Origin of the sequence: Frigoribacterium sp. MEB024, assembly GCF_000878135.1 — a bacterium.
Classification (GTDB): Bacteria; Actinomycetota; Actinomycetes; order Actinomycetales; family Microbacteriaceae; genus Frigoribacterium.
On sequence record NZ_JXQZ01000069.1, the window covers coordinates 1 to 8,046 of the forward strand.

Here is an 8,046-nt window from a genome sequence, read left to right on the forward strand (position 1 = left end):
GAAAGTGCTGTGGCGGGCTGGCGGGCGGCGGCGGCGGCGGCGGAGGCGGGGCCCGCGGGTGCGGCGGCGTCCAGGCGGGCGGGGCACACTGTCGGCATGTACCGAGGCCTGCCGACCATCTCGTTGCCCGAACCCGAGCGTCCGCCGTTCGTCGACCGGCTGCGGCGTGCCCTCGACCTGGCCGCCGCGGAGGAGAGCGGACGCCTGCGGGTCGTCCACTCGTGGGTCGGCGACGAGGTGCCGGGTGGTGCGATCCGTCGTGCCGGCTGGCAGTCGCGCGTGCTGACGATCACGGGCCCACGGCGGGCGCCGATCGACGTCTGGTTCGACGCCGACGACGGCGACGTCAGCGTGATCGGCGACGTCTCCGTGCCCGACTGGTCCCTGCACGACGCCGCGGCCGAGTCGGCCTGCCTCGCGGCGTCCGGCCAGTTGCTCCACGACCTCGCCGCCGGGCGCCTGCCCCGCGGTCGCCGCTCGGACTTCGTCCGGTCGAGCACCGTGCTCGCCCTGCTCGGTGCCGGGGCCGTCGTCGGCGCGGTCGTCGTCGACGTGCTGCGCGCCCGGGGACGGGGCCGCTCGGTCTGACGACCCGCGCCTCCTGACCTGACGACCCGCCCCTCCTGACCTGACGACCCGCGCCTCCTCGAGAGGTCGCGGGGGCCGGTACGCCTAGCGGGCGTGCCGCTCGAAGAACGCCGTCGACGGCGGCACGAGCATCAGCAGGCAGGCGATCAGGGCACTGACGACGGACGCCCACTCGAGCACCCCGCCGCCGCTCGCCCCGCTCACGCCGCCCAACACCTGCAGGATGGTCAGCACGAGCAGCACGGTGCGCGCCCAGCGGCGGCCGTCGCGCATCGACCGCACGACGGCGAGCTGCACCAGGGCGACGACGATCGCGAACACCCCACCGGCGATGTCGGCCCCTCGCGGGTTCGCCAGGGCCCCGCCGGACGTCGACACCCGTGTGGGCCCGCCGAACAGCATCAGCAGGACGGCGCCGACGACGGCCAGGGCGACCACGACGATCCACAGGACGTACGCCGCAGAGATCGTGCGGGGGGCGGGTGGGGCGGCGTCGCGCATCGGGCCTCCTCGGACGGCGGGCGAGGCCTCCAGGGTAGGCCCGGCCACCGTCGGTGGTGCGGCGTACCCTCGACGCCACGAACCCCGAAGAGCACGAACGAACAGGAGCGACGGTCGGGCACCGTCCGCCGCCCCACGACGAGCGCAGGAGGCGCGGCGCCATGGACCGAGAACCCGAACGACGACCGCAGGGTCGCGACCACCGCGTCGACGCGGCCCGCTACCGGGTCGACGGCGACGTGCCGAGCGACGACGCGCCTCGCGACACCCGCACGGCGGCCGAGATGCGAGCCTGGGCCCGAACCGCCATCGACCTGGCGATCGCCCGCGGCGAGTTCGACGACCTGCCGCTCGCCGGCAAGCCGCTGCCCGGGCTGGCGGCGGGCACGGTCGACCCCGACTGGTGGCTGCGCGGCCTGATCGAACGCGAGGGGCTCACCGGGCTCGCGCCTCCGGCCCTGTCGTTGCGGGCCGAGAGCACCGGGTTGCACGCCGAGCTCGACCGGCTGCGCTCCGAGGCCGCCGTGCGGTCGCACCTCGACGACTTCAACGCGCGCATCGTCGAGGCGAGGCGCCAGCTGTCCGGGGGCCCGCCGGTCGTGACGCCCACGCGGGACGTCGACGGCGAGGTGCTGCTGTGGCACGAGCGGCGCCAGGCGCGTCGGGCCGCCGAGGCCGCGGCCGTGCCGCCCCCGCCCCCGAGCTGGCGTGAGCGGCGTGCGCTGCGGCGCGAGCTCAAGCGGCGTCGCGGGGTGCCGGGCCCGTCCACCGAGCAGGGTGACCCGCACTCACCCGACGAGAGCTCACCCGCATGATCCCGTGACCGATTCGTGATCTTTTTCCGACGACAACTACACCTCGAGGATGATGCGCGCTAGGGTCGAGTGTTCGCACCACCCCCAGACGAGAGGACCGCACGCGTGACGAAGCCCGCCTCCCCGACCTCTCCGGATCAGGGTGGCGCGACGGCTGGTCACGTCGAAAGTGCTGGTCAGAACCTCGCGGGTCAGAACCTCGCTGGTCATGACGGTGCTCGGCCGCTCGGTGAGCGTTCCGCCCGACTGGCCCTCGAGCGTCGCGAACGCCGTGCCCGTCGCGACGTGCTGCCGACCTCGCACCGCGAGTCCTTCGTCGAGTGCGCCGCCCTCGTCGGTGCCGCCGAGGCCGCGGTCGCCCCGCGCGTCCGGCCCCGTCGCGCCGACGCTCCGGTCCGGACCAGCCCGCTGCTCGGTCTCGAGGAGTCCGCGGCGACCGAGGCCGCTCGTCCTGCCGTCGCCGCCCGCGCCTCCTCGGCCACCGCTCACCCCGCGCCTGCCCGTCCCTCGCGTCGCGCTCGCCGTGCCGCGGTCGTGGCCGCCCGTCCGGTGTCGCCGACCCGTGGTGCCGCCGGTCGTGCCGGTGCCCCCGGTCGTGCCGGTGCGGCGCGCAGCGTCGGCACCGCCGTGAAGAAGCTCTCCATCGTCACCGCGATCGTCGGTTTCGCCGCCAGTGGCGTGCTGCCCCTGCTCGCGACCACCGGCGACGAGGCCCAGGCCGTCGCCGCGGGTGCGTCGGCGCGATCGTCGCTCGGCTCGCAGACGCTGTCGGTCGACACCGCCTCACTGGCCGACGAGTCCGACGAGACCGCCCGCGACGCCTACTCGGCCACGTCGATGATCGACGTCGTGACGCAGAACCTGCAGAACCGCAAGGCCGCGGCGAACACGACCTACGAGGGCCCGACCACGGCCGACTACCTCGCGAACCCGCTCTACCCCGAGCTCGACCGCGACCAGGTGCTCGCCGTGGCGCTGCAGTACATCGGCACGCCGTACGTGCACGGCGGCGAAGACCCCTCGAAGTTCGACTGCTCGGGCCTGATCACCTTCGTCTACGCGCAGTTCGGCATCAAGCTGACCCACTACGTTCCGACGCAGAACACCGAGGGGCGCACGATCCCCGAGTCCGAGGCCGTGCCCGGCGACCTCGTCGTGTTCGACAACCTGGCCCACGACGGCATCTATGCCGGCAACGGCATGATCCTCGACGCCCCGAAGCCCGGCGGGTTCGTCGACGTCCGCCCGATCTGGAACCAGGCGCACCACTTCGTCCGCATCGACGGCTGAGCCGGGCCCTCGGGCCTCGGCCGCCTCAGGTCGTCGCGTGCCCTGAGGTGGCGACCCGCGCCTCCGGGGTGTGGTCCTCGGGTGGTGACCCGCGCCTCCGGGGCGTGGTGTCCTCGGGTGGTGACCCGCGCCTCCCGGGGTCCGCCTTCCGGGAGGTCCGCCTGCGGTACGTCACCGGCGGCGTGCCGCGTGTGCAATTCCCGACCTGCGACGTGCCATCTCGCGTGCCGAACCCGACAACCGGACGGCGCCGCGCCGCTCATGTTCGTCCATGGCCGGTCGTCCGGTCGCGGTTGTCGCGATTTGCACGCCAGAGCGGAGTGGCAGGCACGCCAGAGCGGGGCGGCGGGCGACACCAGAGCGGGGCGGCGGGCGGCGGGGGCGCAGGGTCAGGAGGCGCGGGTCGGGAGGCCGACGCGGGGGCGCTACCCGAGGCGGCCGGTGAGGCGGCCGTGGAAGGCCTCGCTGCGGTCGTCCAGCCCGACGAACGTCGCCGTCACGCCGTGCGCCCGGAACTTCTCGTCGACCGAGTCGAGGGCCGCGACGCTCGACGCGTCCCACACCTGGGCGCGGGACAGGTCGACGGTGACCGACTCGGGGTCGTCTCCGTAGGAGAAGTGCTCGACGAGGTCGTTGCTGCTGCCGAAGAAGAGGGGGCCGACGACGTCGTACCGCACCGTCTCGGGGGACGGGGGTCCGTCGAGGCCGGCACCCGCGCCTCCTGCGTTCGAGGCGTCCGAGGCCTCCGCGACGCGAGAACCGGCCTCGGTGCCGGCCACGGCGCCCGGCGTCACGTGCCGCTCGACCGTGATCACGTGGGCCACCCGACGGGCGAACAGCACCATCGCGAGCAGCACGCCGACCGCGACGCCGAGGGCGAGGTTGTTCGTGGCGACGACCACGGCCACCGTGACCACCATGACGAGCGTCTCGGGCACCGGCATGCGCCGCAGGGTCGTCGGCTTCAGCGAGTGCCAGTCGACCGTGGTGATCGCGACGATCATCATGACCGCCGCCAGCGCGACCATCGGGATCGCCGACATCACGGCGCTCAGCCCGGTGACCAGCAGCAGCAGGAAGAGCCCGGCCGCGATCGTCGACACCCGCGTGCGGGCCCGTCCGATCTTCACGTTGACGACCGTCTGACCGATCATGGCGCAGCCGGCGATGCCGCCGTAGAAGCCGGCCGCGATGTTCGCGACGCCGAGCGCCCAGGACTCCTTGCCCTTGTGCGACGGGGTCTCGGTGAGGTCGTCGACGAGCTTGGCGGTCAGCAGGGTCTCCATCAGGCCGACGAAGGCGACGCTGAGGGCGGTCGGCCAGATGATCTGCAACGTCTCGAGGGTGAACGGGGCGAGCCACGGGGTCAGGCCGGGCAGGCCGCCGCCCATCGGGCCCTCGTCGCCGACGGTGTGCACGTCGAGGCGGGCGGCCACGGCGATGACCGTCACGACGACGATGGCGACCAGCGGCGCCGGCACGGCCTTCGTCACCTTCGGCAGCAGCACGACGATCGCGATGGTCAGGACGAACAGCGGGTACACGACCCACGGCTGGTCGATGATGTGCGGCACCTGCGCCACGAAGATCAGCACACCGAGCGCGTTGACGAAGCCGATCATGACCGAGCGGGGGATGAACCGCATCAGCCGGGCGAGACCGGCGAGCCCGAACGCGAGCTGCACGAGCCCGGCCAGGACGACCGTCGGCAGCACGTAGTCGGTGCCGTGCTCGCGCACCAGCGGCGCGATGACGAGGGCGACCGACCCCGCGGCGGCGGTGACCATCGCGGGGCGGCCGCCGAGCACCGACATGACGAGCGCCAGCACGATCGACGCGACGAGGCTGACCATCGGGTCGACGCCGGCGATCACCGAGAACGAGATGACCTCGGGCACGAGGGCGAGCGTCGTGACCACGCCGGCCAGGGCCTCGCGGGTCAGGAGGCGCGGGTCGCGCAACACGGACAGCACCGTGTCGGCGGGGCGGGCGGGGCGGACCGACCGCGCGGCGGGTTCAGGGCGCGCGCGGTCGGAGTCGGGGGCAGTGGTCACGGGGGACTCCTGGGGGTGTGCGGAAGAATGCGGGAGCCGGCGACACTGCCGTACGATGCAACCCTACCCTTACGTGAGGGTAGAGATGAAACGAGACCTCATGCCCGACGAGACCGCCACGATGCAGATCGGCGAGCTCGCCGACCGCACCGAGATGTCGCTGCGCACGATCCGCCACTACGACGAGGTCGGTCTGCTGACGCCGTCGGGCCGCAGCGAGGGCGGGTTCCGGCTCTACACGCACGACGACTACCTGCGGCTCATGGTGATCCGACGCATGAAGCCGCTGGGGTTCAGCCTCGACGAGATGGCCGAGCTGCTGCGGGTCGTCGATGCGCTCGACGGCGGGGCGGGCGACGCGGCCGGGGCGGGCGACGCCGGGGCGGGCGACGAGGGTGACGGGCGCGACCAGGCGACCCGCGCCTCCTTGGCGGCGTTCGTCGACGAGACCGTCGAGCGTCGCGCGAAGCTCGAGCGACAGCTCGCGATGGCCGACGAGTTCCTCGAGCTGTTGCGGGCCCGCCTGCGCTGAGCGCCGCGGGTCAGCTGCGGGCCCACTCGGGGCGGCGGTCGACGAGCATCTCGGCGTACGACGGGTACCACTCGCCGGCCGGGGGTCCGTCGTTGCAGGTGCCGTCGCTGATGCCCGGCGTCTTGACCCAGAGCAGGGCGTCGAGGCGGCCGTCGTCGGACACCACGCGGGGGTCCTGGCCGAGGCCGACGTCCTCCGGGTTGCACCAGGTGCCCTTCCAACCGCGGCCGTTGCGGGACACGTCGATCACGTAGCGGCTGCCGCCCGTCATCGCGGCGACCTCCTCGGCGTAGGGCTGCTCGTCGCCCACGGGGTAGAAGCCCGCGACGTTGGTGAAGAATCCCCGGGCCTGGTCGACGCCCGCCGCCTGGAGTCGCTCGGCCATCACCTCGGGCTGCACCCAGTGCGAGTTGCCGCCGTCGAGGTAGGCGGGCACGCCGGCCGCCGCGAAGTCGGCGACGGCCTGCTTCAGCAGGGGGAGGCGCGTGTCGGCCAGCTGCGGACACCGGCTCAGGATGCCGAGCGAGTCGGGTTCGACGATGACGACGGCCCGGTGCCCGGCGAGGGTGGCCGCGATGGTCGCGTTCCAGGCGGGGTAGCGCTCGACGGACAGGCCGCCGGCCGAGTAGTTGCCGCAGTCCCGGTCGGGGATCGCGTACGTGACGAACACCGGCGTCGCGCCCTGCTCCTCGGCGGCGGAGAGGTAGTCGGTGATCACCTTCACGAGCTGGGCGTCGTCGTAGCCGTCGCCGATCCACATCGCGACGGGACGCTCGGCGATCAGGGCCGCGGCCCGGGCGGCGTCCGTCTCTCCGTCGGCGCTCAGCGTCGCCTCGGCCCGCACCGCCAGCGAGTTCGGCTCGAGCGCGATGCCGCCATGGAAGACGGTGCCGGACGGAGCCGTGCGGATCGTCTCGGGCGTCACCCGGGTCGCCTGCGACGTCGGGGTCGGGCTCGGAGTCGCCGACCCGTCGGACGGCGTCGGCCGGGTGGTGTCGCCCGACGAGCAGGCGGTCAAGAGGACGACGGCGGCCGCGGCGAGCAGGCCGAGGGTGGTCCGGGCCGGTCGGGACGATGCCATCTGCGCCTCTCTCGGCGCAGTCGGGGGTGCTGCCCCGACGGTGGTGGAAGGGACAGTCGACCACGGATGCGGCCGCGGGCACAGGGGCCGAAAGGGGGACACAGCCGTACCTCGCGGGCACCGGGACCGCCGCCTCTCGCCACCACGGGCGGCACCGGGGGCCGCACCGCGTCGCCACGGCGTCGACGTCTCGTCCCCAGGTCGTCGACGACCCCGAGGAGGCGCGGTGCCGGGTGCCCGCGCTGGCTCGGTCCCTGCCCGCCTCGGTAGGGTGGGTGGTCCGCGAGGCCCGAGCGCGGACGCCCCTGCACCGCGGCGCACCCCCGTCCTCACCGGACGGGTCGTGCGCATCAGACAGACAGAGAGCCATGCACCACTCGGTCCGCCCCGTTCCCTTTTCGTTCCGCCCCGTTCCCTCCCGGGGCATGCTCCGTCGCACGCCGGTCGTCGCCGTCATCGTCGCGCTGGCCCTGCTGGCCGCGCTCCTCCTCCCCGAGCGGGCGACCGCCGCCGCCCCGACCTGGCAGGCCGTCCTCGCCGCCCGCGACGACGAGTCGGCCAAGAAGAAGGCCCTCGCCGACCTGCAGACCGCGCTCGACGCCGCGTCGGCCCGTGCCGAGGCCGCCCACACCTCGGCCGACGAGGCCGGACGCGTGCTGGGCGAGGCCCAGGCCGCCGTCGACGAGGCCACCGCCCGGCACGAGCAGCTCGAGACGCGTCGGGCCGAGGCCCGTGAGACGGCCGACTCCGCACGACAGGTCGTCGGCCAGGCCGCCGCGCTGATGGCCCGCCCCGGTAGCGGGGGTCTGGTGGGCGACCTGCTCGCGGCCGGCGACGACGCGCAAGAGGTGCTCAAGGGGCTGAGCCTGTCGAGCAAGCTCGGCGAGAACATCGGGCGGCTGCGCGAACGGGCCCAGGCCGCCGACAACCTCGCGACCTCGCTGGCCGACCAGGCCGCCGTGGCGCTCGCCGAGCGCGACCGGCTCGCGGCCGACGCCCAGACCGCGCTCGACGACGCGGCCGCGGCCAGCGTGACGGCCGAGGCCGACCTGGCCGCCGTCGACGACGAGAAGGCCACCCTCGCCGCGCAGGTCGCCCTGCTCGAAGACGACCGCATGACGCTCGAGCAGGCCTACGCCCAGGAGCAGGCGGCCGCGGCGGCCGCCGCTGCCGCTGCTGCCCGCG

At 74.1% G+C, this 8,046-nt stretch carries 7 protein-coding genes and 1 pseudogene; 5 read left to right on the forward strand and 3 right to left on the reverse strand.

Features of this window, described 5'->3' with window-relative positions; translation table 11 throughout:
* The first annotated feature begins 96 nt into the window (after nucleotides 1-96).
* Entirely contained in the window at nucleotides 97-588 is a 492-nt protein-coding gene (locus SZ60_RS12685; RefSeq protein ID WP_043596472.1) for a hypothetical protein, read from the forward strand.
* Nucleotides 589-672: 84 nt separating this feature from the next.
* Here SZ60_RS12685 and SZ60_RS12690 read toward each other — a convergent pair whose 3' ends face one another.
* Nucleotides 673-1,089 (reverse strand): hypothetical protein, encoded by a 417-nt coding sequence (locus SZ60_RS12690; protein WP_043596473.1) that lies wholly within the window; start codon nucleotides 1,087-1,089, stop codon nucleotides 673-675.
* A gap of 161 nt (nucleotides 1,090-1,250) precedes the next feature.
* Between SZ60_RS12690 and SZ60_RS12695 the strand changes: the two genes are divergently transcribed.
* Both SZ60_RS12695 and SZ60_RS16625 read left to right on the forward strand, forming a co-directional pair.
* The gene (locus tag SZ60_RS12695; RefSeq protein ID WP_082060133.1) at nucleotides 1,251-1,904 is read left to right on the forward strand and encodes a DUF1992 domain-containing protein; all 654 of its coding nucleotides are present in this window, start codon (nucleotides 1,251-1,253) and stop codon (nucleotides 1,902-1,904) included.
* A 285-nt stretch (nucleotides 1,905-2,189) separates the two neighbouring features.
* Nucleotides 2,190-3,194 (forward strand): C40 family peptidase, encoded by a 1,005-nt coding sequence (locus tag SZ60_RS16625; RefSeq protein ID WP_052505390.1) that lies wholly within the window; start codon nucleotides 2,190-2,192, stop codon nucleotides 3,192-3,194.
* Nucleotides 3,195-3,619: 425 nt separating this feature from the next.
* Here the strand turns inward: SZ60_RS16625 and SZ60_RS12710 are convergent, their stop codons facing one another.
* Nucleotides 3,620-5,248, reverse strand: a complete 1,629-nt coding sequence (locus SZ60_RS12710) for a SulP family inorganic anion transporter (protein WP_052505391.1) — start codon at nucleotides 5,246-5,248, stop codon at nucleotides 3,620-3,622.
* 100 nt (nucleotides 5,249-5,348) lie between these two features.
* Here SZ60_RS12710 and SZ60_RS12715 point away from each other — a divergent pair, with 100 nt between their 5' ends.
* Nucleotides 5,349-5,780 carry a MerR family transcriptional regulator gene (locus SZ60_RS12715; RefSeq protein WP_231567164.1) on the forward strand — a complete coding sequence of 144 codons (432 nt, stop codon included), beginning with the start codon at nucleotides 5,349-5,351 and terminating at the stop codon, nucleotides 5,778-5,780.
* 10 nt (nucleotides 5,781-5,790) lie between these two features.
* Here SZ60_RS12715 and SZ60_RS12720 read toward each other — a convergent pair whose 3' ends face one another.
* The gene (locus SZ60_RS12720; protein WP_052505392.1) at nucleotides 5,791-6,861 is read right to left on the reverse strand and encodes a glycoside hydrolase family 6 protein; all 1,071 of its coding nucleotides are present in this window, start codon (nucleotides 6,859-6,861) and stop codon (nucleotides 5,791-5,793) included.
* A 425-nt stretch (nucleotides 6,862-7,286) separates the two neighbouring features.
* Here SZ60_RS12720 and SZ60_RS12725 point away from each other — a divergent pair.
* Nucleotides 7,287-8,046: pseudogene (locus SZ60_RS12725) on the forward strand (hypothetical protein); the annotation flags it as partial.